Annotated in this window: 25 protein-coding genes; 10 read left to right on the top strand and 15 right to left on the bottom strand. The window is 73.1% G+C overall.

The features are described 5' to 3' along the window. Positions 1-13 precede the first annotated feature (13 nt). Positions 14-829 (top strand): SCO2400 family protein, encoded by an 816-nt coding sequence (locus tag ACZ42X_RS28455; protein WP_468295758.1) that lies wholly within the window; start codon positions 14-16, stop codon positions 827-829. A gap of 123 nt (positions 830-952) precedes the next feature. Here ACZ42X_RS28455 and ACZ42X_RS28450 read toward each other — a convergent pair whose 3' ends face one another. After that, on the bottom strand, positions 953-1,501 hold the full coding sequence (locus tag ACZ42X_RS28450) for a MarR family winged helix-turn-helix transcriptional regulator (protein ID WP_468295755.1): 549 nt from the start codon (positions 1,499-1,501) through the stop codon (positions 953-955). 94 nt (positions 1,502-1,595) lie between these two features. On the opposite strand from ACZ42X_RS28450, the gene ACZ42X_RS28445 reads away from it, so the two are divergent. The 4 genes from ACZ42X_RS28445 (at position 1,596) to ACZ42X_RS28430 (ending at position 4,816) form a co-directional block, all read left to right on the top strand. Continuing rightward, the gene (locus ACZ42X_RS28445; RefSeq protein WP_468295752.1) at positions 1,596-2,615 is read left to right on the top strand and encodes an NADP-dependent oxidoreductase; all 1,020 of its coding nucleotides are present in this window, start codon (positions 1,596-1,598) and stop codon (positions 2,613-2,615) included. Between the two features lie 65 nt (positions 2,616-2,680). Continuing rightward, on the top strand, positions 2,681-3,103 hold the full coding sequence (locus tag ACZ42X_RS28440) for an organic hydroperoxide resistance protein (protein WP_355355750.1): 423 nt from the start codon (positions 2,681-2,683) through the stop codon (positions 3,101-3,103). A 143-nt stretch (positions 3,104-3,246) separates the two neighbouring features. Continuing rightward, complete coding sequence (locus ACZ42X_RS28435) at positions 3,247-4,197, top strand: EI24 domain-containing protein (RefSeq protein ID WP_468295749.1); 951 nt, start codon at positions 3,247-3,249, stop codon at positions 4,195-4,197. Between the two features lie 4 nt (positions 4,198-4,201). Continuing rightward, complete coding sequence (locus ACZ42X_RS28430) at positions 4,202-4,816, top strand: LysE family transporter (protein ID WP_468295746.1); 615 nt, start codon at positions 4,202-4,204, stop codon at positions 4,814-4,816. 12 nt (positions 4,817-4,828) lie between these two features. Here ACZ42X_RS28430 and ACZ42X_RS28425 read toward each other — a convergent pair whose 3' ends face one another. Next, the gene (locus ACZ42X_RS28425; protein ID WP_468295743.1) at positions 4,829-6,085 is read right to left on the bottom strand and encodes a pyroglutamyl-peptidase I; all 1,257 of its coding nucleotides are present in this window, start codon (positions 6,083-6,085) and stop codon (positions 4,829-4,831) included. Positions 6,086-6,117: 32 nt separating this feature from the next. Beyond that, entirely contained in the window at positions 6,118-6,684 is a 567-nt protein-coding gene (locus ACZ42X_RS28420; RefSeq protein WP_468295740.1) for a TetR/AcrR family transcriptional regulator, read from the bottom strand. A 270-nt stretch (positions 6,685-6,954) separates the two neighbouring features. Here ACZ42X_RS28420 and ACZ42X_RS28415 point away from each other — a divergent pair, with 270 nt between their 5' ends. Next, positions 6,955-9,372, top strand: a complete 2,418-nt coding sequence (locus ACZ42X_RS28415) for a beta-glucosidase (protein WP_468295960.1) — start codon at positions 6,955-6,957, stop codon at positions 9,370-9,372. Here ACZ42X_RS28415 and ACZ42X_RS28410 read toward each other — a convergent pair. Continuing rightward, positions 9,358-10,305 carry an SGNH/GDSL hydrolase family protein gene (locus ACZ42X_RS28410; protein ID WP_468295737.1) on the bottom strand — a complete coding sequence of 316 codons (948 nt, stop codon included), beginning with the start codon at positions 10,303-10,305 and terminating at the stop codon, positions 9,358-9,360. The genes ACZ42X_RS28415 and ACZ42X_RS28410 overlap by 15 nt on opposite strands. 250 nt (positions 10,306-10,555) lie before the next feature. Between ACZ42X_RS28410 and ACZ42X_RS28405 the strand changes: the two genes are divergently transcribed. Next, positions 10,556-11,050, top strand: coding sequence for a DUF3145 domain-containing protein (locus ACZ42X_RS28405; RefSeq protein WP_355355736.1), 495 nt, complete (start codon positions 10,556-10,558; stop codon positions 11,048-11,050). Positions 11,051-11,180: 130 nt separating this feature from the next. Here ACZ42X_RS28405 and fabF read toward each other — a convergent pair whose 3' ends face one another. From fabF to ACZ42X_RS28380, 5 genes are all read right to left on the bottom strand, one after another. Beyond that, on the bottom strand, positions 11,181-12,443 hold the full coding sequence (gene fabF, locus ACZ42X_RS28400) for a beta-ketoacyl-ACP synthase II (RefSeq protein WP_468295734.1): 1,263 nt from the start codon (positions 12,441-12,443) through the stop codon (positions 11,181-11,183). A gap of 66 nt (positions 12,444-12,509) precedes the next feature. After that, positions 12,510-12,758, bottom strand: coding sequence for an acyl carrier protein (locus ACZ42X_RS28395; RefSeq protein WP_018486956.1), 249 nt, complete (start codon positions 12,756-12,758; stop codon positions 12,510-12,512). A gap of 116 nt (positions 12,759-12,874) precedes the next feature. After that, a complete protein-coding gene (locus tag ACZ42X_RS28390) occupies positions 12,875-13,876 on the bottom strand; it encodes a ketoacyl-ACP synthase III (RefSeq protein WP_361413956.1) in 1,002 nt (333 codons plus the stop codon). A gap of 45 nt (positions 13,877-13,921) precedes the next feature. Next, positions 13,922-14,845 carry an ACP S-malonyltransferase gene (locus tag ACZ42X_RS28385; RefSeq protein WP_468295731.1) on the bottom strand — a complete coding sequence of 308 codons (924 nt, stop codon included), beginning with the start codon at positions 14,843-14,845 and terminating at the stop codon, positions 13,922-13,924. A 99-nt stretch (positions 14,846-14,944) separates the two neighbouring features. Beyond that, positions 14,945-16,129 (bottom strand): PucR family transcriptional regulator, encoded by a 1,185-nt coding sequence (locus tag ACZ42X_RS28380; RefSeq protein WP_468295729.1) that lies wholly within the window; start codon positions 16,127-16,129, stop codon positions 14,945-14,947. Between the two features lie 57 nt (positions 16,130-16,186). On the opposite strand from ACZ42X_RS28380, the gene ACZ42X_RS28375 reads away from it, so the two are divergent. After that, positions 16,187-16,846: a pirin family protein gene (locus ACZ42X_RS28375; RefSeq protein WP_468295726.1), complete on the top strand. Its 660-nt coding sequence runs from the start codon at positions 16,187-16,189 to the stop codon at positions 16,844-16,846. A gap of 148 nt (positions 16,847-16,994) precedes the next feature. Here the strand turns inward: ACZ42X_RS28375 and ACZ42X_RS28370 are convergent, their stop codons facing one another. After that, positions 16,995-17,840, bottom strand: coding sequence for a serine hydrolase domain-containing protein (locus ACZ42X_RS28370; RefSeq protein ID WP_468295724.1), 846 nt, complete (start codon positions 17,838-17,840; stop codon positions 16,995-16,997). A 114-nt stretch (positions 17,841-17,954) separates the two neighbouring features. Here ACZ42X_RS28370 and ACZ42X_RS28365 point away from each other — a divergent pair, with 114 nt between their 5' ends. Both ACZ42X_RS28365 and ACZ42X_RS28360 read left to right on the top strand, forming a co-directional pair. Next, entirely contained in the window at positions 17,955-18,425 is a 471-nt protein-coding gene (locus ACZ42X_RS28365; protein WP_468295721.1) for a MerR family transcriptional regulator, read from the top strand. A gap of 7 nt (positions 18,426-18,432) precedes the next feature. Beyond that, positions 18,433-19,491: an aldo/keto reductase gene (locus ACZ42X_RS28360; RefSeq protein WP_468295718.1), complete on the top strand. Its 1,059-nt coding sequence runs from the start codon at positions 18,433-18,435 to the stop codon at positions 19,489-19,491. A gap of 149 nt (positions 19,492-19,640) precedes the next feature. On the opposite strand, the gene ACZ42X_RS28355 is transcribed toward ACZ42X_RS28360, so the two are convergent. The 5 genes from ACZ42X_RS28355 to ACZ42X_RS28335 form a co-directional block, all read right to left on the bottom strand. Then, positions 19,641-20,846, bottom strand: a complete 1,206-nt coding sequence (locus ACZ42X_RS28355; RefSeq protein ID WP_468295716.1) for an acyltransferase family protein — start codon at positions 20,844-20,846, stop codon at positions 19,641-19,643. Beyond that, complete coding sequence (locus ACZ42X_RS28350) at positions 20,843-21,991, bottom strand: alpha/beta hydrolase (protein ID WP_468295714.1); 1,149 nt, start codon at positions 21,989-21,991, stop codon at positions 20,843-20,845. The genes ACZ42X_RS28355 and ACZ42X_RS28350 overlap by 4 nt, the downstream gene beginning before the upstream one ends. Before the next feature lie 162 nt (positions 21,992-22,153). Continuing rightward, positions 22,154-22,840: a response regulator gene (locus tag ACZ42X_RS28345; RefSeq protein ID WP_468295711.1), complete on the bottom strand. Its 687-nt coding sequence runs from the start codon at positions 22,838-22,840 to the stop codon at positions 22,154-22,156. After that, positions 22,837-24,249, bottom strand: a complete 1,413-nt coding sequence (locus ACZ42X_RS28340; protein ID WP_468295709.1) for a histidine kinase — start codon at positions 24,247-24,249, stop codon at positions 22,837-22,839. The genes ACZ42X_RS28345 and ACZ42X_RS28340 overlap by 4 nt, the downstream gene beginning before the upstream one ends. A 187-nt stretch (positions 24,250-24,436) precedes the next feature. Then, the gene (locus ACZ42X_RS28335; RefSeq protein ID WP_468295706.1) at positions 24,437-25,345 is read right to left on the bottom strand and encodes a DUF4429 domain-containing protein; all 909 of its coding nucleotides are present in this window, start codon (positions 25,343-25,345) and stop codon (positions 24,437-24,439) included. Positions 25,346-25,429 lie beyond the last annotated feature (84 nt).

The raw sequence follows: 25,429 nt of genomic DNA, 5'->3' as shown, positions 1-25,429 counted from the left end.
CTCTGCGGGCGCCATGGATTTCTGCCACCAGTGTCAGCGGCACCTCAACGGCGCCCTGGCCTGTGCCGGCTGCGGGACGCCCGCCGAGGAGCTCCGGCACGACGACCCGCACATGCCTGCGGCGGACGACCTCGTCATCGAGCTGAGCCGTGACGAGGAACCGCCCGCGGGCCCTCGCCGTGCGCGTACCCAGGCCAACCGCCGCCGGGGCCGCACGGCCGGCCGCCGTGCCCGCAAGCGGCGCGGCCGCAAGGTCCTGATCGGTCTCGGCGCCCTGCTGCTGGCGGCCGGTGCGCTGAGCCTGGCCGAACTGGCGATCGAGCATCCCGGCGAGGACGGCGCCGCCACCGCCGTACGGCAGGACGACATGGCCGAAACGGCGCAGCCGGCGCCGAACGAGCCGTCCGGCGACAGCGAGCGCCCCGACGGCCCCAGCCCGATCACCGCGTCGGCCTCCACGGTCTCCGACGGGCCCTCCGGCGACGCCGAACCCGGTGAGGGTGACGGGGAGGGCGAGGGGGCCCAGGCGTCCGGTGTGCCCGGCGCCTCCGCGTCCCCCGGAGCCCCGAGCCCCGGAGCGTCCGCTCCCGGAGCCCCCGGAGCCCCCGGCGCCCCGACGGCGTCCGCGGCTCCGGGTGAGCCCGGCGCTCCCGCGCCGGAGGACCCGGCTCCGGACGAGCCCGACCCCGGTACCGACCCGGACCCCGGCCCCGACCCGGGCGACGATGACCCGCCCTCCGACCCGGCCCCGGAGCAGCCCCCGTCCCAGCCCTCCCCGGACCCGACGCCGACGGAGAGCTGCGACTGGTTCCTCTGGTGGTGCGTGTAGCAGCCCCCCGAGGGGAGGCCCCTGAGGGGAGGCCCCTGAGCGGAGGCCTCTGAGCCGGTGCCCCCTGAGCGGAGGCCCCTGAGCCGGGGCCCCTGACCCGGGGTCGCCCACTGGGTCCGGGCTCTACACGGGATCGAGCCCCGCCCCCGGCCCTGGCTCCGTGCCAGGCCCCGGCCCCGGCTCGCCCAGCATCCGCCGCAACAGGTCCCGCAGCACCGTGCGCTCCTCCTCCGAGAGCGCCGCCAGTGGCTCGTTCGCGAAGTCCAGCGCGTCCCGCAGGCGCCGCGCCGTCGCGCGGCCCTCCTCCGTCGCGGCGGCCACTTTCACCCGGCGGTCCGCCGGATCGGGCCGGCGTTCCACCAGCCCTCGTGACTCCAGGCGGTCCACGATGCCGGTGACGTTCGACGGCTCGCACCGCAGGGACGTCGCGATACGGCGCATAGGGAGCGGCTGGAGCGTCAGCAGCCTCAGGACCCGCGCCTGCGCGCCGGTCAGGGAGTGCTGCGCCGCGGCCTGCTCGTACTCCTCGTGGTAGCGGGCCACGATCGTGCCGATGAGCTCTACCACCTCAAGGGTGAGCGGATCCGTACGCGGACTGTGCGTGGGTCTGTCCGTGCGCGGTCTGTCCGGACTACCGGTGCTGCTGCTGGCCATGGACATCAGAATACCCATTTACTTGACAACCTGAAATATCCGGTCGCATGGTTGTTTCAGGTAGTGAAGCAATTTGAAGGATTGCTGAAGCACGTCTCAGGAGGCAACGCAGATGTCCGCTCTTCCCGCGTCCGGCCGTGAATGGCACCTCGTCGCCCGCCCGCACGGCTGGCCGAAGCCGGAGGACTTCGCGCTGCGCGAGGCGCCGGTCACCGAGCCCGGTGAGGGCCGCATCCTCGTCCGCAACCTGCACTTCTCGGTCGACCCGTACATGCGCGGCCGCATGAACGACGTGAAGTCGTACGTCCCGCCCTTCCAGCTGGACCGCCCCATGGACGGCGGCGCGGTCGGTGAGGTCATCGCCTCCCGTGCCGAGGGCTTCGCCGTCGGTGACCACGTCCTCCACGGCCTCGGCTGGCGCGAGTACGCCGAGCTCGACCCCAAGCACGCCACCAAGGTCGACGGCTCGATCGCCCCGCTCTCCGCGTACCTCGGCGTCCTCGGCATGACGGGCCTCACCGCGTACGCCGGCCTCTTCGAGACCGCCTCCTTCAAGGAGGGCGACGCCGTCTTCGTCTCCGGCGCGGCCGGCGCCGTCGGCAGCCAGGTCGGCCAGCTGGCCAAGCTCCGGGGCGCCTCGCGCGTCATCGGCTCGGCGGGCTCCGACGAAAAGGTGAAGCTCCTCGTCGAGGAGTACGGCTTCGACGCCGCCTTCAACTACAAGAACGGCCCCGTCGCCGAGCAGCTCAAGGCGGCCGCGCCCGACGGCATCGACGTCTACTTCGACAACGTCGGCGGCGAGCACCTCGAAGCCGCCATAGCCCGGCTCAACCTCCACGGCCGCGTCACCATCTGCGGCATGATCGCCGGCTACAACGACACCGAGCCGACCCCCGGCCCGCGCAACATGGCCATGGTCATCGGCAAGCGGCTGCGCCTCCAGGGCATGCTGGTCAGCGACCACGCCAAGCTCCAGCCGCAGTTCGTGAAGGACGTCGCCGGCTGGCTGGCGTCCGGCGAGCTCAAGTACAAGGAGACCGTCGTCGAGGGCATGGAGAACGGCGTCGAGGCCTTCCTCGGCATGCTGCGGGGCGAGAACACCGGGAAGATGATCGTTTCGCTCACCCGTTAGGCTCACCCCAGGCCGCCGCGATCGTGGGCGCGAGTCGCGGCGCAACACAGGAGGAAACCTCTTACATGTCCATCACGCAGTCCGACGTTCTGTACACCGCTGTCGCCACCGCCGAGAACGGCCGTGACGGTCGCGTCGCCACCAACGACGGCAAGCTCGACGTGGTCGTCAACCCGCCGAAGGAGATGGGCGGCTCCGGCGAGGGCACCAACCCGGAGCAGCTGTTCGCCGCCGGTTACAGCGCCTGCTTCCAGGGCGCGCTCGGCGTGGTCGCCCGCCAGGAGGGCGCCGACATCTCCGGCTCGACGGTCACCGCCGAGGTCGGCATCGGCAAGAACGCCGAGGGCTTCGGGATCATCGTCAAGATCTCGGCGAACATCCCGAACGTCAGCGAGGCCACCGCCAAGGACCTCATCGAGAAGGCCCACCAGGTCTGCCCGTACTCCAAGGCGACCCGCGGCAACATCACGGTCGAGCTCGCGGTCTGATCGCACCCCGTGCCAAGGGCCGCACCCCCACACGGGGGGTGCGGCCCTTCACGTTGCCCGCCCGGACCGCCGGACCGCCGGACCGCCGGCCCCGTGACACGGCCGCCTCGCGCCCCGATCGGGTGACGCCATAGGGTGACCCCATGCGTGATCTCGGGGCGGGCTTCGGCTACGTGATGAAGGGCCAGCGATGGGTCGGCCGGCACGGCCGGTGGTTCGGGTTCGGGCTGCTGCCCGGCCTGGTCACCCTCGTGCTGTACGCGGGGGCGATGATCGGTCTGGTGTACGGCGCCGACGACCTGACCGCGTGGGTGACGCCCTTCGCGGACGACTGGTCCTCGCCCTGGCAGGGCCTGCTGCGCGGCTTCCTGACCGCGCTGGTCTTCGCCTTCGGCCTGTTCCTCGCCGTCATCACCTTCACCGCCGTGACGCTCCTCGTGGGCCAGCCCTTCTACGAGTCGCTCTCCGAGCAGGTCGACCGCACCGAGGGTGGCGACGTACCGGAATCCGGTCTGCCGCTCTGGCGTGAGCTGTGGATCTCCGCTCGCGACAGCCTGCGCGTCCTGGTACGCGTCGCGCTGTACGGCATCCTCCTCTTCGCCCTCGGCTTCATCCCGGTCGTCGGCCAGACCGTCGTCCCGGTGCTGGGCTTCTGCGTCTCCGGCTACTTCCTCGCCGAGGAGCTCACGGCGGTGGCGCTCCAGCGCCGCGGCGTCGAGCTCAAGGAGCGCCTCGCCCTCCTGCGCGGACGCCGCATGCTCACCCTCGGCTTCGGCGTGCCGCTGGCGCTCGCGTTCCTGGTCCCCTTCGTCGCGGTGTTCCTGATGCCCGGCGCGGTGGCGGGCGCGACGCTGATGGCCCGCGACCTGAGGGGCGAGGCGAACCCGGACCAGCCGAACCCGGACCAGCCGAACACGGCGTATCCCGGTCAGGCGAACCCGTACGCGGCGTACCCGGGTCAGGCGCATCCGCAGGCGGCGCACCCGCATGCCACGCACCCGGACCAGGCGAACCCGTACGCGGCCCACCCGCCCGCGGGCCCCGACCCGCGGACCGCGACGCCGCCGAACCCGGACCCGCTCCGCAAGGGCTGACGCCATGGCCGAGCTGATCGCCGTCGCCGTCATCACGGTCCTCGCCGTCATCAGCCCGGGCGCCGACTTCGCCATGGTCGTCCGCAACAGCTACCTGTACGGCCGCACGACGGGCCTCTTAGCCGCGGCGGGCGTCGCGGCGGGCGTCCTCGTCCACGTCACGTACACGATGCTGGGCGTCGGCCTGCTGATCGCCGCCAACGCCGCGCTGTTCACGGTCATCAAGCTCGTGGGCGCCGCGTATCTCGTCTACATCGGCCTGCGCACCTTCTTCGCCCGCGCCGACCTGGAGGTCGACCTCGGGAACAAGGCGTCCCTGTCCCGCTGGGGCGCCCTGCGCACCGGCTTCCTGACGAACGTCCTGAACCCGAAGACCACGCTCTTCGTCGTGTCGACCTTCACCCAGGTCGTCGGCCCGGACACGCCGCTGTGGCGGCAGGTGGGCTACGGCCTGTTCATGTCGTTGGCCCACCTGGCCTGGTTCGCCCTGGTCGCGCTGTTCTTCTCCCACACCCGCCTGCGCACCGCCATGCTGCGGGCGCAGAAGGTCCTGAACCGCACCATCGGCGGCACGCTGGTGGGCCTGGGCGTCGCCCTGGGCGTCACCAGCTCGCCCTGAGCGCGTGTCCGGTCAGCCCTTCGCCCCCGTCCCCGCCCCTGCCGCCACCGCGATGATCGACCGCACCTGGGCGGTGATGTCCGCGCGGTCGCGCAGGAACTCCGGGTCCGTCACCGCGTCCGTGTTGCCCGCGCCGAACCGCAGCACCGGCGTGTGGACGTGGCCGCCCGGCAGGGCGGGCAGCCCCAGCCGGTCGCGCAGCAGGGTCGCGCGGTAGGCGATCTCGTTCGAGAGGTAGTCGCCGCCCCCGCCCGCGCGGGCCGTGGAGCCGGGTGTCGGACCGCCCGGGCGGACCACCGGTTCCGTCGCGCCGGCGGGGACCTCGGTCACCGAGGTGTTGTCGTACACCGGGAAGCGACCGGTGTCCGCCGCCGTGATGGCCGCGTACGGCAGGGTCGTCGTGGTCCACTGCGGCTGGGAGGCCGGGCCGGCGACGGGCACGGTCCCCGTCGACGAGGCGTTCTCGTTGTCGGGGAAACCGCCCCGCCATGCTCCGTTGAAGCGTTCGATGTCGAAGCGGCCGATCCGCCCCTGGCTCACCGTCGTGAAGAGGTCCACGCGCGGCAGGTGCGGGCGCAGGGCGCGCTCGACCGTGCCGTCGGCGAAGTCACGCCAGCGTACGGGGAAGACCGCCGTCTCGACGCGAGCCCAGGAGCCGTCCGCCGTGCGGATCAGCGTGCCGTCCAGGGCGAGGGCCGCCGCGCCCGACGGGTTGCCGATGCGGATGTCGCGGTCCAGCGTGAACGGGTCGAAGCCCGTCATCAGGACGCGCTTCACGCCCCTCGCGGCCGGGAAGCGGATCGTGTCCTGCCCGCGCGAGGCGACCTCCAGCCGGTCCAGCAGCCGGGCCCGCCGCGCGTCGGAGAGCGCGAAGTCCGGCTCCCAGGAGCGCAGCTCGCGAACCATGCCCAACCGCGCCCAGTACAGCGGCCGGTCGTCGTCCCGGCTCAGATCGCCGCCCGCGGGACCGCGCCCCTGCGCCCGGTCCACCGCGCGGCGCCACAGCCGCGACCCGTGCCGTACGACGGCACGCTCGGCCGCCTCGTACGAACCGGCCTCCTCGAGTGCGGCGGCGAAGTCCCCGGCCGCGGTGTCGAATCCGCTCCGCCGCAGGATCTCCCGCGGTACGGCCCTGTCGAGGCGCGCCTCCTCGGCGGTGGGAACAGCGGCGGCCGGTTCCGCCGCCTGTACGGGCGCGGAGGACACGGCGAGGCCGAGGGCCAGCAGCGACGCCAACAGGACCGTACGTAAACGGGGCACAGGGGACACGGGACGCCATCCTTCCGTCGGGTCCCGGAACGCTACCGCGCCCCCAACAGCCTCAGGAAGTCCCGGAAGGCGGCCGGCATGTCCACCGACTCCGGGTCCAGCAGCCACTGGTACTGCAGCCCGTCCATCACCGCCGTGAGCAGCGGCGCCGCCTGTTCCGGCGTCAGCCCGCCCGGCAGGCGGTCCCCGTACTCGGCGCGCAGCACCTTCGCCATCTCCCCGCGCACCTGGGCGTAGCGCCGGGTGAAGAAGTCCCGCGCCGGGTGATCCTCCGTCACGCTCTCGCCGAGCAGCGCCGAGAAGGTCTGCACGATGCCGGGCCGCATCGCGTTGTACTCGACGAGGGAGCCGAGCAGATCGAGCCGCCAGCCCTCCCGGGCGGCGCCGCCGGTGTCCCACTGGTCGCGCTCCTCCAGGACCGCGACGAGCAGAGCCTCCTTGGTGGGGAAGTAGTGCAGGAGCCCCTGCTGGGTGAGGCCGACGCGCTCGGCGACCGCGCCGAGGGTCGCGCCCCGGTAGCCGCGCTCGGCGATCACTTCGAGGGCCGCGCGCACGATCTCCGCCCGCCGCTCCTCACTCCTGGCCCTCGCCGCTGCCATCGCCCGTGGCCCTTCCCTTCGTCGTGTCGCATGTCGCCGCGGGACCGACCGTACCGGCCCACGTAATATCACGGAACCATAACGAAACCTACCGATCTACAAGTAAGTGGCCCACCATGGGCAGCACACGTCCATGGCGGTACGCCAACGCGTCAACGAGGAGGTACGACGGTGACGAGAGACCACGCCCCGGAGCACGCCGCCGCACAAGGCACCGCGCAAGCCGCCGCGCATGCCGCCGAGCAGGCCGCCGAGCGAGCCCGCGAACAGGTGGTGGAAGCCGCGCTCCGCAAGCTCGACCTGGAGGCCAAGACCCGGCTGCTGGCCGGCCGGGACATGTGGTCGCTCCCTGCCCTCCCCGAGATCGGCCTCGCCTCCCTCGTCATGTCCGACGGCCCCATTGGCGTACGCGGCGTCCGCTGGACCGCCGACGACCCCTCCGTCGCCCTGCCGTCCCCCACCGCCCTCGCGGCCACCTGGGACCCGGTCCTCGCCCGCCGCGCCGGCCGCCTCCTCGCCCAGGAGGCCCGCCGCAAGGGCGTCCACGTCCTCCTCGCGCCCACCGTCAACCTGCACCGCTCGCCGCTCGGCGGCCGCCACTTCGAGGCGTACAGCGAGGACCCGTACCTCACCGGCGAGATCGGCACCGGCTACGTCCTCGGCGTCCAGGACGGCGGCGTCGGCACCACCGTCAAGCACTTCGTCGCCAACGACGCCGAGACCGACCGCTTCACCGTCGACAACATCGTGGCCGCGCGCCCGCTCCGCGAGCTCTACCTCGCCCCCTTCGAAGCGATCGTCAAGAACGCCCGCCCCTGGGGCGTCATGGCCGCCTACAACCAGGTCAACGGCGTCACCATGACCGAGCACGCCCACCTCCAGAACGACGTCCTGCGCGGCGAGTGGGGCTTCGACGGCTTCATCGTCTCCGACTGGATGGCCGCCCGCTCCACCAAGGGCGCCATCGAGGGCGGCCTCGACGTCGCCATGCCCGGCCCCCACACCGTCTACGGCGAGGCGCTGGCCGCCGCCGTCCGCGCCGGCGAGGTCGCGGAGGAGACGGTCGACCACGCCGTACGCCGCGTCCTGCGCCTCGCCGCCCGCGTCGGCGCGCTGGACGGCGCGGAACCGGCCGTTCCGGAGTCCCGCCTGCCGGAGCCCGTCGACGGCGACGCCCTCGCCCGCGAGATCGCCCACCGCTCCTTCGTCCTCGTACGCAACGAACGCGGCGCCCTGCCCCTCCCCGGAGGCGGCACGATCGCCCTCATCGGCGCCGCCGCCCGCGACGCCCGCGTCCTCGGCGGCGGCTCCGCCCAGGTCTTCCCCGCACACACCGTCTCCCCGCTCGACGGCCTCACCGCCGCGCTCCCGCCGGACACCCTCACGTACGCGATCGGCGCCGACCCCAGCGACGAACTCGCCCCCGCCGGCACCGGCTTCACCCTGCGCGCCGTCTGCCGGGACGTCGACGGCCGCGTCCTCGGCGAGGGCTCGCTGCCCAGCGGCCAGGTGCAGTGGATCGGCGACGACCTGCCCGACGGCGTCACCTACGACACCCTCCACAGCGTCGAGGTCACCGGCACCTTCACGCCCCGCGAGAGCGGCGAACACGCCTTCGGCACGCGTGGCCTCGGCGCCTTCACGCTCACCGTCGCGGGCGAGGTGCTCTACGACGGCGTCCAGGAGATGGGCGACGAGTCCGACCCCTTCGAGGCGTTCTTCGGCGCGCCCACCGAACGCGGCCGGGTCACCCTCACCGAGGGCGTCCCGGTCGAGGTGTCCCTCCTCCACCCGCTTGACCGCGAGCACGCGGTCCCGCTGCCGGGCGTGATGTTCTCCTTCGTCCACCTCGGCCCGCGCCGCGACCCCGACGAGCTGATCGCGGAGGCCGCCCGGGCCGCCCGCGCCGCCGACACCGCGGTCGTCGTGGTCGCCACCACCGAACGCGTCGAGTCCGAGGGCTTCGACCGCCGCGACCTGAAGCTGCCGGGCCGTCAGGACGACCTCGTACGCGCCGTGGCCGCCGCCAACCCGAACACCGTCGTGGTCGTCAACGCCGGCTCCCCGGTCGAGATGGAGTGGCGCGACGACGTCGCCGCGATCCTGCTCAGCTGGTTCCCCGGCCAGGAGGGCGGCGCCGCGCTCGCCGACGTCCTCCTCGGCGCCGAGGAACCGGGCGGCCGTCTGCCCACCACCTGGCCGGCCCGCCTCACCGACGCACCCGTCACCGAGGTCACCCCCACCGACGGCCGCCTGCCCTACACCGAGGGCGTCTTCATCGGGTACCGCGCCTGGGAGCGGTCGGGCGCCACGCCGGCGTACCCCTTCGGTCACGGCCTCGGCTACACCACCTGGGAGTACGAGTCCCTCGACGTGACCCCGGACCACGCCACGGTCAGGATCCGCAACGTCGGCACCCGCCCCGGCCGCGAGGTCGTCCAGGTCTACGCGGCCGCCGCCCCGACGACCGGGGGCGCCGCCGAGCGCCCGGCGCGCCGGCTGGCGGGCTTCGGATGCGTCGAGGCGGCCCCCGGCGAGGCCGTCGACGTGGACGTCCCGCTGCCGCGCCGCACCTTCGAGATCTGGGACGAGGCGGCGGGGAGGTGGTCCGTGGTCCCGGGGACGTACACGATCGAGGCCGGCCGCTCGGTCACGGACCGGCGCCTGAGCACCTCACTGGTGGTGTGACGGAGCACGCTCAGCCGTGACCGTGCGGTACGCGATCTCGGCCAGCAGCCGCTGCCCGTCCCTGCTGGGGTGGAACCAGTCCGGGCTCAGCTGCTCGGCGGAGAAGCGGTACGCGAACACCGCGCCGCCGTCGTACCGGCAGCGCGGGTCCTCGGCACAGACGTCCTGCAGGACCGTGTTGTACGCGACCACCCGCTCGTGCACCCGTTCCCGCCGCTGCTCGGCCGTGGCCGACAGGTCGTGGGCGTCCCCGAGCATCGAGCGGCACAGGCCCAGTTCCCAGACGCGGGCGCCGATCGCGTCGCCGCGCCCGGTGGACCAGAGGCGCTTGAGGTCGGGCACGCTCGACACGTACACCCGCGCCGTGGGCGCGGTCGCGCGCAGCCGCCGCATCGCCTCCTCGAAGGAGGCACGGAAGTCGGCGACCGGGGTCATCAGATCGGTGGTGTCCCGGCAGGCGTCGTTGGCGCCCGCCATCACCGTCACCAGCTCCGGCCGCTGCGCCGCGGCCTGGGCCATCTGCTCGGGCAGGTCCGCCATCCGGGAGCCGGAGCGGGCGAAGTTCCAGCGGTGGCTGACGCCGAACCGCGAGGCGAGGCTGTTCACCCGCTCGTCGGTACCGGTCGCCCAGGAGGCCTCGGGGCAGTCGGCGAGGAGGGCGCAGGCGTCGAAACCGCGCGTGATCGAGTCGCCCACGGCGGCGAGGGACGCCGGGCTGCGGTCCCACGCGTCCGACCGGGACGGGGACGGGGAGGGTGACGGGAAGGCGGACGAGGAGGCGGACGGGGAGGCGGGCGGGGAGGAGCGCTGGCCCGCCGTCCCCGTACCGGCCGGGGCCGGCGGGCTGCCGCACCCGGCGAGGGCGCACGCGGCCATCACGAGGACCGCCGCCCCCCAGCGGGCGGCGGCGGAACGCTTGTTCACGGCGGGCATCCCCCTGGCCCTTTCGTCGGCGTCCTGGCGAGTGAAAGCTTGGTGTCGACGGCCACCGGGACCGACCGTACGTCATACCGAGCCGCCCGGCGCACGGTAGCTTTTCCCCGTCGAACCTGAGGCGCCTTTGCCGACCGGCTCCGGTAAATTACATCACGTCACATGCTGTCCCTTTTGCGGAGTTTCGCTCCCGATGCTGTTTACTGAGGCCGCTGGGAAAGGCGAACCTCGTCCCACACTGGAGGTCCCGGTGACGACACGTGGAGTCCTGTACGTACACTCCGCACCGCGCGCGCTGTGCCCGCACGTCGAATGGGCGGTCGCGGGTGTGCTCGGCGGGCGGGTCCAGCTGGACTGGATCCGGCAGCCGGCCTCTCCGGGCACCTGGCGGGCCGAATTCTCCTGGCGGGGCGAACCGGGCACCGCCTCCAAGCTGGCCTCCGCGCTGCGCGGCTGGCAGATGCTCCGCTTCGAGGTCACCGCCGAGCCGTGCCCGACGGCAGAGGGCGAGCGGTACAGCGCCACGCCCGAGCTGGGCATCTTCCACGCCGTCACCGGCATCCACGGCGACATCCTGGTCCCCGAGGACCGCCTCCGCGCCGCCCTGGCCCGCTCCGCCCAGGGCGAGACCCAGCTGGAGGCGGAGATCGCCAAGCTGCTCGGCAAGCCGTGGGACGACGAGCTCGAACCCTTCCGCTACGCCGGCGAGGGCGCCCCGGTCCGCTGGCTTCACCAGGTGGTCTGAGCCCCCGCGTATGCGACTGCATACGGCTGAAAACTGCTTTTAAAACTGCTGAAGGCGGCTGAAGACCGCTGGATACGGCACCGGGCCCGTCCCCCTCGCAGGGGACGGGCCCGGTCGCGTACCGCTGGGATCAGACCGTGCGGAAGGCGAGCACCACGTTGTGGCCGCCGAAGCCGAAGGAGTTGTTGATCGCGGCGATCGTGCCCTCCGGCAGCGGGCGGGGCTCGTCGCGGACGATGTCGGCGTCGACCTCCTCGTCCAGCTCGTCGACGTTGATCGTCGGCGGGGCGAGGCGGTGGTGCAGCGCCAGGACCGTCGCGACGGTCTCGATGCCGCCCGCGCCGCCCAGCAGGTGGCCGGTCATCGACTTGGTGGCGGAGATCGCCACGTGGCTCAGGTCGTCGCCCAGAACCTTGCGCAGCGCCTTCACCTCGGCGACGTCACCCTGCGGGGTGGACGTCGCGTGCGCGTTCAGGTGTACGACCTCGGCCGGCTTCAGGTCCGTCGAGTCCAGGAGGTTCTGCAGCGCGGCGGCGATGCCGCGGCCCGTCGGCTCGGGCTGCGCGATGTGGTGGCTGTCGGCCGACAGGCCCTGGCCCAGCACCTCGCAGTAGACCCGGGCGCCGCGCGCGGCGGCGTGCTCGGCGGACTCGAGGATGACGACACCCGCGCCCTCGCCGAGGACGAAGCCGTCACGGCCCTTGTCGTACGGGCGCGACGCCTTCTCGGGCTCGTCGTTGTTCTTGGACATCGCCATCATGTTGGCGAACGCGGCGACCGGCAGCGGGTGGATCGCCGCCTCGGTGCCGCCCGCGACGACCACGTCGGCGCGGCCGGTGCGGATCATCTCGACCGCGTAGCCGATCGCCTCGGCACCCGACGCGCAGGCCGAGACCGGGGTGTGGACACCCGCCTGGGCGTTCACCTCCAAGCCGACGTTGGCGGAGGGGCTGTTGGGCATCAGCATCGGCACGGTGTGCGGGGAGACGCGGCGTACGCCCTTCTCCTTCAGCACGTCGTACTGGTCGAGCAGGGTGGTCACACCGCCGATGCCGGAGGCGATGACGGAGCCCAGCCGCTCGGGCCGGACCTTCTCGTCCTCACCGGCGGGTGCGGTGTAACCGGCGTCCGCCCACGCCTCGCGGGCCGCGATCAGCGCGAACTGCGCCGAGCGGTCCAACTTGCGGGCGAGCGGACGGGGCAGGACCTCGCCCGGGTCGACGGCCGCGGGGGCCGCGATACGGACGGGCATGTCGGCGAAGCGGTCGCCCTCCAGGGGCTTCACGCCGGAGCGACCCGCCAGCAGACCTTCCCAGGTCGAGGCGGTGTCGCCACCCAGCGGTGTGGTTGCGCCGATACCGGTGACGACCACGGTGCGATTGGTCGGGCTCACAGGAATTCTTTCTCCACGTGTATGAGGTATGCGTGAATACGGCGCCACCGCCGGGTGGCGAACCGATCAGCCCTGGTGCTTCAGGATGTAGTCGGCAGCATCGCCGACCGTCTTGAGGTTCTTGACGTCCTCGTCCGGGATCTTGACGTCGAAGCGCTCTTCAGCGGCGACGACGACCTCGACCATGGACAGCGAGTCGACGTCCAGGTCGTCGGTGAAGGACTTGTCCAGCTGGACGTCCTCGACCGGGATGCCGGCGATCTCGTTCACGATTTCGGCGAGACCGGCGACGATCTCTTCCTGAGTGGCGGCCATGTGGCGCTCCTTCGGTGTGTTCCTCAGAGGGTGTTTCTCAGAGGGTGCTTCTCAGAGGGGGTGGGCTGTTCGTCCGAGTTCGTCCGGATGTCTCCGGGGAAAGCTCCGAACAGTGCCTAGGGGAGGGTAACGACCGTCGCGGCGTACACGAGACCCGCCCCGAAGCCGATGACGAGCGCGGTGTCGCCGCTCTTCGCCTGACCGGTCGCCAGGAGCCGCTCCATCGCGAGCGGGATCGAGGCGGCCGAGGTGTTGCCGGTGGTCTCCACGTCACGGGCGACCGTGACGTGCTCCGGCAGCTTCAGGGTCTTCACCATCGAGTCGATGATCCGCATGTTGGCCTGGTGCGGAATGAAGACGTCCAGGTCGGCCGCCGTGATGCCGGCCGCGTCCAGCGCCTGCTGGGCGACCTTCGCCATCTCGAAGACGGCCCAGCGGAACACCGCCTGGCCCTCCTGCGTGATGGCCGGGAACTTCTCGACCGTGCCGTCGCGGTAATCGGTCCAGGCGACGGTCTGCTTGATGGTCTCGGACTTGTCGCCCTCGGAACCCCACACGGTCGGGCCGATCGCGGGCTCCTTGGCGGGGCCGACGACGACCGCGCCCGCGCCGTCACCGAAGAGGAAGGCCGTCGCGCGGTCCTCCAGGTCGGTCAGGTCGCTGAGCCGCTCCACGCCGATGACCAGCACGTACTCGGCGGAACCTTCCACCACCATGCCCTTGGCGAGGGTCAGGGCGTAGCCGAAGCCGGCGCAGCCCGCCGAGATGTCGAACGCCGCCGGCTTGACCGCGCCGATCTTGTCGGCGATCTCGGTGGCGACGGCCGGCGTCTGCTTGAAGTGCGAGACGGTGGAGACGATGACGCCGCCGATCTGCTCCGGGGTGACCCCGGCGTCCGCGATGGCCTTGCCGGCCGCCTCGACCGACATCGCCGTCACGGTCTCCTCCGGGGAGGCCCAGTGGCGGGTGGTGATGCCGGAGCGCGAGCGGATCCACTCGTCGGACGAGTCGATCGTCTCGAGGATCACCTCGTTGGGCACGACCCGGGTCGGGCGGTAGCCGCCGACGCCCATGATCCGTGCGTACGGGGCGCCCTGGCTGGGCTTGATCTTCGCCATGCTCTATGGCTCCTTGTCAGGCGGGCGTCGTCGTCGGGGCGTGCGTCACGCGGCCGGGCCGGCGTGCTCGGCGATGAGCGCGCGCGCCGCGTCGAGGTCGTCCGGCGTCTTCAGCGCGAGGGTCGCGACACCCGGCAGGGCGCGCTTGGCGATGCCGGTCAGGGTGCCACCGGGGCACACCTCGACCAGCGCGGTCGCGCCGAGCTGCTGGAACGTTTCCATGCACAGGTCCCAGCGGACCGGGTTGGCGACCTGCCCCACCAGGCGGGCGACGACGTCGGCGCCCGTGGCAACGGTACGCCCGTCCTTGTTCGACACGTACGGCACCACCGGGTCGGCCGGGTCGAGACCCTCTGCCGCCTGCTGGAGTGCCGTGACCGCGGGCGCCATGTGGTGCGTGTGGAATGCGCCGGCGACCTTGAGCGCCACCACGCGGCGTACGCCCTCGGGCTTGTCCGCCTCCAGCGCCGCGAGCTGCTCCATCGTGCCGGCGGCGACGATCTGGCCCGCGCCGTTGACGTTCGCCGGGGTCAGCCCCAGCTTCTCCAGGTGCGGAACGGTGACCTCCGGGTCGCCGCCGAGCAGCGCCGACATGCCCGTCGCGGTGACGGCGGCGGCCTCGGCCATCGCCAGGCCGCGCGTCCGGACGAAGCGGAGCGCGGCGGTCTCGTCGAGGACCCGCGCGAACGCCGCCGCGGTGATCTCGCCGACGCTGTGGCCCGCCACGGCACCCGGCGTCACGTCACCGAGGGCGGAGGCCGACAGCAGACCGGCCGCCACCAGCAGCGGCTGGGCCACGGCCGTGTCGCGGATCTCGTCCGCGTCCGCCTTCGTGCCGTAGTGGACGAGATCGAGCCCGATGGCCTCGGACCACGCGCCGACACGGTCGGTGGCGCCGGGGAGGTCGAGCCAGGGAGTCAGGAAGCCGGGCGTCTGAGCGCCTTGGCCGGGAGCGACGAGTACGAGCACCCTCACACTCTCTCTTGCGGACGGCTCCCACCGCCCGTGGGGACTGGGACGAAGAACCGTCGGGTGAATTGTTGGTGTTCGACAAAGTCTAGGGGCGGTTCACGCCTGCGTGTCCGCCTCGGCGAGCCGCCCGAGGATCAGGGCGATCCGCAGGGTGAACGCCGAGCGGACGTCGGACGGTGACCATCCGGTGACGTCCGTCACACGTCGGAGCCGGTAGCGCACGGTGTTGGGGTGCACGAACAGCATCCTGGCCGCGCCCTCCAGACTGCTCGCCTGCTCCAGGTAGACACTGAGCGTCTCCAGGAGCGCGGAGCCCGCCTCCTCCAGCGGTCTGTAGATCTCCTCCACCAGCTGCTCGCGCGCCGACGGGTCGCCGGCCATCGCGCGTTCCGGCAGCAGGTCGTCCGCCAGCACCGGCCGCGGCGCGTCCTGCCACGCCGAGCAGGCCTTCAGTCCGGCCGCCGCGGCCTGCGCGGACCGGGTCGCCGCCAGCAGGTCGGGCACGATCGGCCCCGCGACGACCGGGCCTGCGGCGTACGGGCCGATCAGCGCCTTCGCCACGTGGAGCGGGTTGTCGCTGCCGCCCGCGATGACCACGAGCCGGGAGCCGAGCACCCCGGTGAGGACCTGGAGCTTGGCGTGGCGGGCCGCCCGGCGGATCGCCTCCACCGTCAGCTCGCTGTCGCCGTCCGGCGCGGTGCCGAGGATCACGCACACGTGCTCCGGCGAGTTCCAGCCGAGGGCGGCCGCCCGCGACACCGCGCCCTCGTCCGCCTCGCCCGACAGCACGGCGTTGACGACCAGCGACTCCAGCCGTGCGTCCCACGCGCCGCGCGCCTCCGCCGCCTGCGCGTACACCTGCGCCGTCGCGAAGGCGATCTCCCGGGCGTAGACGAGCAGCGCCTCGCGCAGCACCGATTCGTCACCGGGGGCGGCGACCTCCTCGATCGCCGACTCCATGACCTCGATCGTCGTGCGCACCATCTCGACGGTCTGGCGCAGCGTGATCGCCCGGGTCAGCTCGCGCGGCGCCGTGCCGAAGACGTCGGTGGAGATGGCCTGCGGGGTCTCCGGGTGCCGGAACCACTCCGTGAACGCGGCGATGCCCGCCTGGGCGACCAGTCCGATCCAGGACCGGTTCTCCGGCGGCATCGCCCGGTACCACGGCAGCGTCTCGTCCATACGGGCGATGGCGTTCGCCGCGAGCCGCCCGGAGGACTGCTCCAGGCGCTTGAGGGTCGCGGAGTGCGGGTGGGCGTCGTTCGCAGCGGGTTGAGGCACGGGACAAGACTGCCTTATCGGGACGGGGGAGTGACCAGCCGGTCTACCGTTGGCCTTGTGATTTCCGTTCAGCGCGCTGACGAGAGGTACGCCGGCGGCGACCCGGCGGCCGGCATAGCCACCCTGCACGCCTTCTCCTTCGGGCGCTTCTACGACCCCGACAACCTGCGTTTCGGCGCCCTCCTCGCCTGCAACGAGGAGCGGCTCGCCCCCGGCGCCGGATTCGCCGAGCACCCGCACAGCCACACCGAGATCGTCACCTGGGTCGTCGAGGGCGAGCTGACGCACCGCGACTCCGCCGGGCACGCGTCGGTGGTGCGCCCCGGCGACGTCCAGCACCTCAGCGCGGCGAGCGGGGTGCGGCACGAGGAGCGCAACGACGGCGCCGTACCCCTCACCTTCGTACAGATGTGGCTCGCGCCACTCGAGCCGGGCGGGGAGCCGTCGTACGAGACGGTGCCGGGCATCGCCGACTCGACGCCGTACGCGGTGCCGGCGGCCGGCGCCATGCTGCACGTGCGGCGCCTGAGCGCGGCGGGCGAGCGCACGGCGGTCCCGGACGCGCCCTTCGTGTACGCGCATGTCGTACGGGGACGGGTACGGCTGGCCGGCGAGGAACTCGGCCCCGGTGACGCGGCCCGGATCACCGGCGCGGAGGGCCTGGAGCTGGTGGCGCTGGAGGCGTGCGAGGTGCTGGTGTGGGAGATGTCGGGCTGAGGGACGGCGCGCGGCGCATGAGGATGCGGGGCGCTCAGGCCCGGGCGCCCGGCGCATGACGAGGCGCGGCGCTCAGGCCCGGGCGCCCGGCGCATGACGAGGCGTGGCGCTCAGGCCCGCGCGCCCGGCTCGTGAGGAGGCGGGGCGCTCAGGCCGAGGCGCGCAGTTCCGCCAGCACCGCGTCCGTGAACGGGGGCCACGCCTCGATCGCCCACGGCCCGAAGGCCCGGTCGGTCAGGGCCACGCACGCCGCGCCTGTGCCGTTCCCGTCCGCCCACCCGGCGTCCGGGTCGATCCACAGGAAGGTCCCCGACTGCCCGAAGTGCCCGAAGGTCCGCGGCGACGACGAAGCCCCCGTCCAGTGCGGAGACTTGGCGCCCCGGATCTCGAAGCCGAGACCCCAGTCGTTGGGCTTCTGGTGGCCGTACCCCGGCAGGATGCCGGTCAGCCCTGGGTGGACCACCGACATCGCCTCCAGCACGGTCCGCGGGTCCAGCAGCCTCGGCGCCTGCACCTCGGCGGCGAACCGCACCAGGTCGTCGACGGTCGAGACGCCGTCCTTCGCGGGCGAGCCCTCCAGGGCCGTGTCCTTCATACCGAGCGGCTCCAGCACCGCCTGGCGCAGGTACTCCGCGAACGGGATGTCCGTGGCCTTGGCCACAAGGTCGCCCAGCACCTCGAACCCGGCGTTGGAGTAGATCCGCCGCGCGCCCGGCGCCGCCATCACGCGGTGCTCGTCGAACGCCAGCCCCGACGTGTGCGCGAGCAGGTGCCGCACCGTGGACCCCTCGGGCCCCGCCGGCTCGTCGAGCTCGACGGCCCCCTCCTCGTACGCGACGAGCACGGCGTACGCGGCGAGCGGCTTGGTGACCGAGGCCAGGGGGAAGCGTCGCCCCGTGGGGCCGTGCGCTCCGGCCGGCGTGCCGTCGGCGCGTACGACGGCGGCGGCAGCGGTGGGGACGGGCCAGTTCTCGATCATCGCCAGGCTCTGCATGCGTACGAGCGTATCGTCGGCGCTGCCTCGTTCGAACGCGCCCGCGGTTCCGTCTTGGATCTTGCCCGGGAATCTCCTTGCTTCGAGTGCACTCCAACCTCCTAGCGTGGGGGCATGACGGTGATCGCAAGCACCCCCGTACGGACGCCGAGCATCGAGATCTGCGTCTCCGCGCCGCCGCCGCCGCACCCGCGCCCCGACGGCCGGGACCGCTACACGATCAGCGAAGTCGCGGAGTGGACCGGGCTCACCGCCCACACGCTGCGTTGGTACGAGCGGATCGGGTTGATGCCGCACATCGATCGTTCGCACACCGGACAGCGCCGGTTCACCAACCGGGACCTGGACTGGCTCACGTTCGTCGGCAAGCTGCGGCTGACCGGCATGCCGGTCGCCGACATGGTGCGGTACGCCGAGCTGGTGCGCGAGGGCGAGCACACCGTCGAGCAGCGGCAGGAGCTGCTGGAGCGGACGCGCCGGGACGTGCGGGCGCGGATCGAGGAGCTCCGGGACACCCTCGCCGTACTCGACCACAAGATCAACTATTACGCGGGCGTCCACGACAGGACGCCGGAGAGGGCCTGACAGCCTGATGAGCAGCACCGGTAGCACCAACAGCAACAGCACCAGCGGCGGCATCGAGAAGATCGCCACGGTACGGATGGGCGGGGCGGACGGCCCCGAGATCGGCGTCCAGGGGTTCGGCGCCATGGGCATCAGCGAGTTCTACGGCGCCACCGACGAGGCGGCCGCCCGCGACACCCTGGACGCCGCGCTGGAGGCGGGCGTCACCCTCATCGACACCGCCGACGTCTACGGGCGGGGTGCGAACGAGGAGTTCCTCGCGCCGTTCGTCGCCGCGCACCGCGACGAGATCACGCTTGCCACGAAGTTCGGCATCGTACGCACCGACGACCCGGCGTACCGGGGCATCCGCAACGACCCGGCGTACATCAGGTCGTCCGTCGAGGGCAGCCTGCGCCGCTTGGGCGTCGACGTCATCGACCTCTACTACATGCACCGCCGCGACCCCGCCGTGCCGCTCGCCGAGACCGTCGGCGCCATGGCCGAACTGGTCAAGGAGGGCAAGGTCAAGTACCTGGGCCTGAGCGAGGTGACCGGCGCCGAGCTGCGCGAGGCGCACGCCGTGCATCCGATCGCCGCGGTGCAGTCGGAGTGGTCGCTGTTCAGCCGCGACGTCGAGCGCAGCGCGGTGGGCGCGGCCGCCGAGCTGGGCGTGGCGTTCGTGCCGTACTCGCCGCTCGGCCGGGGTTTCCTGGCCGGGGTGTTCGTCGACGCGGTCAAGGACCTGTCGAGCGACGACTTCCGCAAGAGCCACCCGCGCTTCTCCGGCGACAACGCCCAGCGGAACGCCGATCTGCTGGCCCCGGTACGGAAGGTGGCCGAGGCACACGGGGTGACGCCGGCTCAGGTCGCGCTCGCGTGGGTGCAGCACCGGGCGTCCGTGCACGGCCTCACCGTCGTGCCCATCCCCGGCACGCGCAAGCGCGCCCGCCTGCTGGAGAACGCCGCGGCCACCCGGATCACGCTCGGCGCCGAGGAGCTGGCGCTGCTGGAGCCGATCGCCGATCGGGTGGCGGGGGACCGCTACGCCGACATGACGTTCACGTCGGCCGCCCGCGAGGGCTAGCCGTCCGAGAGCGCTGGCCGCCCGCGAGGGCTAGCCGTCCGAGAGCGCTGGTCGGCCACGAGGGCCGGCCGGCCGGGACGGCTGGTCGGCCGGGACGGCTGGTCGGCTGAGAGGGCTGGTCGGCCGCGGCAGGCGGCCGGGGCGCGCGGTCAGTTCAGTGCGAACACCGCGAACCCGGCCGCGAGCAGCGCCGCCGCCGTACGGAGGGCTGTGCCGGCCTCCGTCCACGGCGACTCGAAGCCGCGCGCGTACCGCCCGATGACGACGAGCAGCCCGGCGAAGAGCGGCAGCCAGGCGAGCCGCGCCCCGACCCAGCCGAGGGTGTCGGGCGCGGCCGTCAGGCCCGGCAGCGTGCCCGCGGTGAGGGACACCGGTACGGCCGCGGCGAGCATCGCCGTCTGGTGCCAGCACAGGATCGTCATCGCCGAGAGGTTGACGACCACGACCGGCGCCCACAGGGCGGGCCGCCGCAGAAGCCCGACCAGCCGGTCCCGCAGCAGGATCGCGGCGCCGCTCTGCGCGGCGGCGAGGGCGAGGACGAGCAGCGACGGCGGGTGGGAGTTGCTGCGGGCCTCACCCGGCACGCCGACCATCGAGGCCGGGTAGTCGAAGAAGGCGAGCAGCACCGCGAAGAGCCCCGCCCCGCAGAGGAGCAGCCCCCACGCATGCCGCCGGACGAGCCGCTGCTCGCCCCACGAGACGCCCAGTTGGTACGCGAAGAGCCAGCCGGGGAGGATCGTGAGCATGCCGAGCCAGGACGCCACGGCGTCGGCGTCGGCGTACGGCCCGTAGCGCAGGAGGTCGACGGCGGCGACCCAGCCGAGCAGTGGCGCCGCCGCCCAGGCGCCGAGGCGGCGCGAGGCCCGCACGCAGAAGGGGGTGAGGGCGGTGACGACCGCGTACACCCCGACGAACCACAGCGGCTGGACGACCAGCGTCGTCGCCGTGCGCAGCGTGGCGGCGGGCACGCCGGCGGCGTACAGCACCGGCAGCAGCACCGCCCACACGGCGGTGACCCCGAGCACCGGCCGGCCGAGCCGGGCGAGCCGCCCCCGCAGCCACGCGGCCGCCGAGCCGGTGCGCCTGCGGTACGACAGGACGGACGCGTAGCCGCCCACCAGGAAGAAGATGCCGAGCATCTGCAGCACCCAGCTGACGGGTGCGAAGAACCCGAAGGCGGTGAGGGGACTGGCGTTGTGCAGGCCCCCGTCACCGTCGAGGGTGAAGCCGCCGAGGAGCCAGTGCCCGAGGGGTACGGCGAGGAGGGCGAGGGCGCGCAACCCGTCGATGGCGCGGTCGCGATGCGCGGGCGTGCGCGCTTCGATGCGCGAGGCGAGGCCGAGGAGCCTGCTCATCGCGCGCGCCCCCTGTCCCCTTTCACGTCCGCGTCCGCGTCCGTGACAGCATCCGCATCCGCATCCGCGTCCGCTTCGGCGATGGCGGCGAAGGCGTGCAGCGACCGCGTGCCGGGTGCGAAGTAACCGGTGTGGCCGTCCGCGTCGGCGGCGGGCACGGCACGGGCGCCGAAGGCGGGGTCGGCCGGATCGGGGCCGTGGCCGACCCCGAGGACCTGGACGTTCGGGACGTCGTCGATCCAGTCCGACGGATCCTTGGCAGCCCAGACGCGGGCCGTGGTGTGGAGGTCGGCGACGTTCTCGGCGCGCATGCCGGGGGAGCCGAGCACGACGAGGTCCTTCGCCTTGAGCCGCTCGGCGGCCAGGCCGCACGCGACGGAGCCGTAACTGTGGCAGAACACGGCGGGCTCGGGAGCGCCGATGGCCGCGAGTCCGTCGGTCAGCCGGACCAGCCGCTCGGCCCCGGCCTCGGCGAGGTCGCCCGTGGCGGCGTCCAGCCCGACGCCGACGGGCGTGGTGTACCCGGTCCAGGCGATGACGGCCGTGTCCGTGGTCGCCCCGCGCAGCTGCTTGCCCATCCCGGCGGGGGTGCCGTACGGGTCGGTGGCCCGGTCGTACGTCCCCGCGTCGATGTCCGAGCCGGGCACGATGACCGCGATGTGCCGGCTGCGCGCCAGGTCCCCGTACACCTCGGCGACCTGGCCGCGGCCGCGCGGGTCGAACGCCAGGATCTGCCGCCCGGCGAGCCGGGCGTACCGCGCGTCACGGCGTACGGAGAGGGCGTTCGCCTCGTACCGCAGGGCCACGGGTGCACCGTCCAGATTGCCCACCACGCCCGGGTGACGCCGCGCGAGGTCGTGCCGCTGCGCGGCGCTGAGCCCGCCGAAGAAGGCGGCCACCTGTGCGGGTGTCGCCGTGGCCGGGTCGGGCAGCTCCCGTCCCAGCGACGTATCCGCTCGCCACGCGACCGTACCCGGCGGCGGCCCGGTCATGGCCTGCTGCCTGCCGCCGGCCCCTCCGGTGGCCCACCCGGTGGTCCCGGCCACGGCGGCCAGCACCAGCGCGGCGGTGATCGCGGCCCTCTTGTACGTCCTCCCGTACGTCTTCCCGTACGTCTTCCCGTGCGTCTTCGTGTACCGGCGCATCGCGCCCCCCTCTGTTTCCTTCGCCCTGTCCGGCGGGAGGAAGGTAGGGGCGCGGGCCCGACCGGAGCGTCACCCCGCGGAGCCATCCACGGGGTGATACCGGGGTACGGGGTGCCGGCGTCGGCGGTGGGTGGTGGGTGGTGGGTGGTGGGTGGTGGGTGGTCAGCGGTGCGCGTCGCCGGGGGTCACCAGCCCGGACTCGTACGCGAAGATCACGGCCTGCGCCCGGTCCCGCAGGTCCAGCTTGGACAGCACCCGACCGATGTGCGTCTTCACCGTCTGTTCGGCGAGGACGAGATGGCTCGCGATCTCCTGGTTCGACAGACCCCGGGCGATCAGCTCCAGGACCTCCGTCTCACGGGGCGTCAGACCGTTCAGGCGGAGGGAGTGGTTCCGGCGCGGGGCGGGCCGGGTCGCGGCGAAGTCGGCGATCAGACGGCGCGTCACCGAGGGTGCGAGCAGCGCCTCGCCCGCCGCCACCACCCGTACCGCCGCGATCAGGTCCGCCGGCGGGGCGTCCTTCAGCAGGAAGCCGGACGCCCCGGCGCGCAGCGCCTCGTACACGTAGTCGTCCACGTCGAAGGTGGTGAGCATCAGCACCCTCGGGCGGTGGACGTCTACACCGGGCGGCGGGTTCAGCACTTCGCGTGCCGCCGCCAACCCGTCCATCTCCGGCATCCGCACGTCCATCAGGACGACGTCGGGGTGCGTGGAACGGGCCACGGAGACGCCCGCCCGCCCGTCGGCCGCCTCGCCGACGACGTCGATGTCCGGCTGTGCCGACAGCAGGGCGGCGAACCCCGCCCGCACCATGGCCTGGTCGTCGACGATGATCACGCGGATGGTCACACATGCTCCTTCACGCTCAGGGGCATGCGGGCCGCCACCCGGTACCCCCCGTCCGGCAGCGGCCCGGTGTCCAGCGTGCCGCCCGTCAACCGTACGCGCTCGCGCATGCCGACCAGTCCATGCCCGGTGCCGCTCCCGGGCGCTTCCACGGGACGACCCTGCCGACCCTGCGCCGGCGACATCGGATCCCCGGGCGGGCCGTTGACCACCAGTACGGTCAGCCAGCCGTCCGCCGACGTCACCGACACCCGCGTCGGCGCCCCCGGCGCGTGCCGCACCACATTGGCGAGCGCCTCCTGCACGATCCGGTACGCGGAGAGGTCCACCGCCTGCGGTACGGCGCCGAGCGCCGAGGCCGCCGGTAGCGACAACTCGGCCGGCACCCCGGCCCGTACGGTCGCCTCGACGAGCTGCTGGAGCCGGTTCAGCCCGGGCTGCGGAGCCCGTTCGACCCCCGCGCCCGCGCCCGCACCCTCCGTACCGTCCCCTCCCTCCCTGCCGTCGCTGCGCAGCACCGCCAGCAGCCGCCGCATCTCCGTCAGCGACTCACGCGCGGACGCGGCGATCGTCGTGAACTCCTCGCGCGCCGCCTCGGGGAGCCCCTCGATCCGGTACGGCGCCGAGTCCGCCTGCACGGTGATCACCGACATGTGGTGGGCCACCACGTCGTGCAGCTCGCGCGCGATCCGGGCCCGCTCCTCCAGCAGCGTGCGCCGGGCGCGCTCGGCCTCGCTGATCGTCTCCTGCTCGGCCAGCCGCCGCTGCGCGTCGCGGCGTTCCCGCAGCGTCCCCGTCAGCAGCAGGATCACCCCGGTCAGGATGAACAGCAGCAGGTGGACGGCGCCGGCCCGCTGCTCCGACACCAGCTCGAAGGCGAACCCGGCCGCGCCCGTCACCAGCCATACGCCGAGGAGCGTGCGCCGCGACTCGCGCAATCCCACGGCCACCATGAGCACCAGGTAGCCGACCACGACCATCGGCGTCCACGGCCAGAGCCGCCCCGTCGCCTGGCCCACCGCGAGCACCAGCAGCGCGCCGACCACGTCGGCGGCCCCGATGATCCACCAGGCCTGCAGCGGCCGGCCCACGGCGAGCAGCAGCGGGGCGGTCTGGGCGGTGGCGAGGGCTCCGGCGAGCGCGCCGTTCAGCTCGTAGTTCTGGGCGAGGACGGTGGCCGTCACGGGCAGCAGCACCGCGACGAACACGAGGGCGACGGCGTACGGGAGTCGGCGCAGCCACGACGCCCCGGCGTGCCCGAACAGTGGCGCGCCGGGCCGGGTGGGGGTGACGAGCGCGGTCCCGAGCGCACGCAGGGAGACACGCGCGGCATCGCGCAGCCGGGGTGGGGGTGGAGGCTTGGGCGCGGATGAGGGAGGGGGAGGGGGAGAGGGCGGCGGGAGGGTGGGCATGACGGACCAGCCTAGGCAGCGGCTGGTGCGGCCGCGTCATACCGGGGTATCAGGCGGCGCGCCCACCGGAGTATCAGGTGGTCGTGCCGACGTCGAACGCCTGACGCCTGACGCCTGCGTGCCCAGGCCCGGCGGTGCAGCTCCGCCATGCTTCAGAGCCCTGCCATGCAGCAGGCTTCGCCATGCCTCACAGCTCCGCCAGCAGCTCCGCCTTCTTCGCCGTGAACTCCTCGTCGGTCACCAGCCCCGCCTGGTACAGCTCCCCCAGGTGCCGGATGCGTTCCGCGATGTCCGCCGGGTCGCGCCGCCCGGCTCCCACGGTCACCGGTACGGGCACGGCCGCCGGGCCCACGGCCGCGGAACCGTCCCTGCTTCCGTCCCTGCCCCCGTCCCGACACCCGTCGCGTACCGCCGCGAGCACCGCCGCCGCGAAGGGCAGCGACTCGTGCACGGGCCCGTACCCGAGGCCGAAGACGACGGCGGCCGGGTCCTGGTCCGCCTGGGGCTCCGGGGTGTGGCCGCGCCGCAGCAGCCGGAGGTAACCGTCCAGGACATCGGGCGAGCGCCACTCGACGCCGGACAACTCCCGTACGGAGAAGGACTGGTCACCGGCCTTCCACTTGGCGGAGGAGGCCCCGGTCCAGAACCACCGGAACGCCACCTGGCTCCCGTCGAAGGACGCCTTCCCGTCGTACGCCTTGAACTGGAGCGGCGCCTCGGGGGCCGCCACCAGGAACCGCTCGGCAGGTTCGTCCGCGCGCGGCCCGAGCTGGGCGCGCAGTTCGTCGGCGTAGTACTCGGCGAGGGTCTCGCGGTCGGCGGGCAGGACGAGCCGGTAGGGGTCGATGCCCTCCTTCAGCTGGCCGGCGGCCGCCTCCATCAGAGGATCGGCGCCTGGTCTCGGTACCGCGTGCAGCACGACGGTGCCGCGTTTGCCCGGGGAGAGGGTCACCGACGCCAACGCCTCGTGGGGAATGCGTCGTTCGCGCAGCGTCTGGAAGAGCTTCGGTGCGCGTATCCCCCGTTCGAAGCGGATGAGCACGGCGTCGGTTTCGAACTCCCAGGAAGCATGAATTCCGGCCAGCACATCACCCATGCGCCTCATCGTATGCGGCGTGCGCCCGCGCGTCGCCCCTCGAAAGTTCCGATGTGCGCCACACTGCGCGCGCCTCTACGCGCG

The organism is Streptomyces sp. NPDC030862, assembly GCF_055571835.1.
The sequence above is the reverse complement of the archived record's forward strand: the minus strand, read 5'-3'. Positions and strand labels throughout refer to the sequence as shown.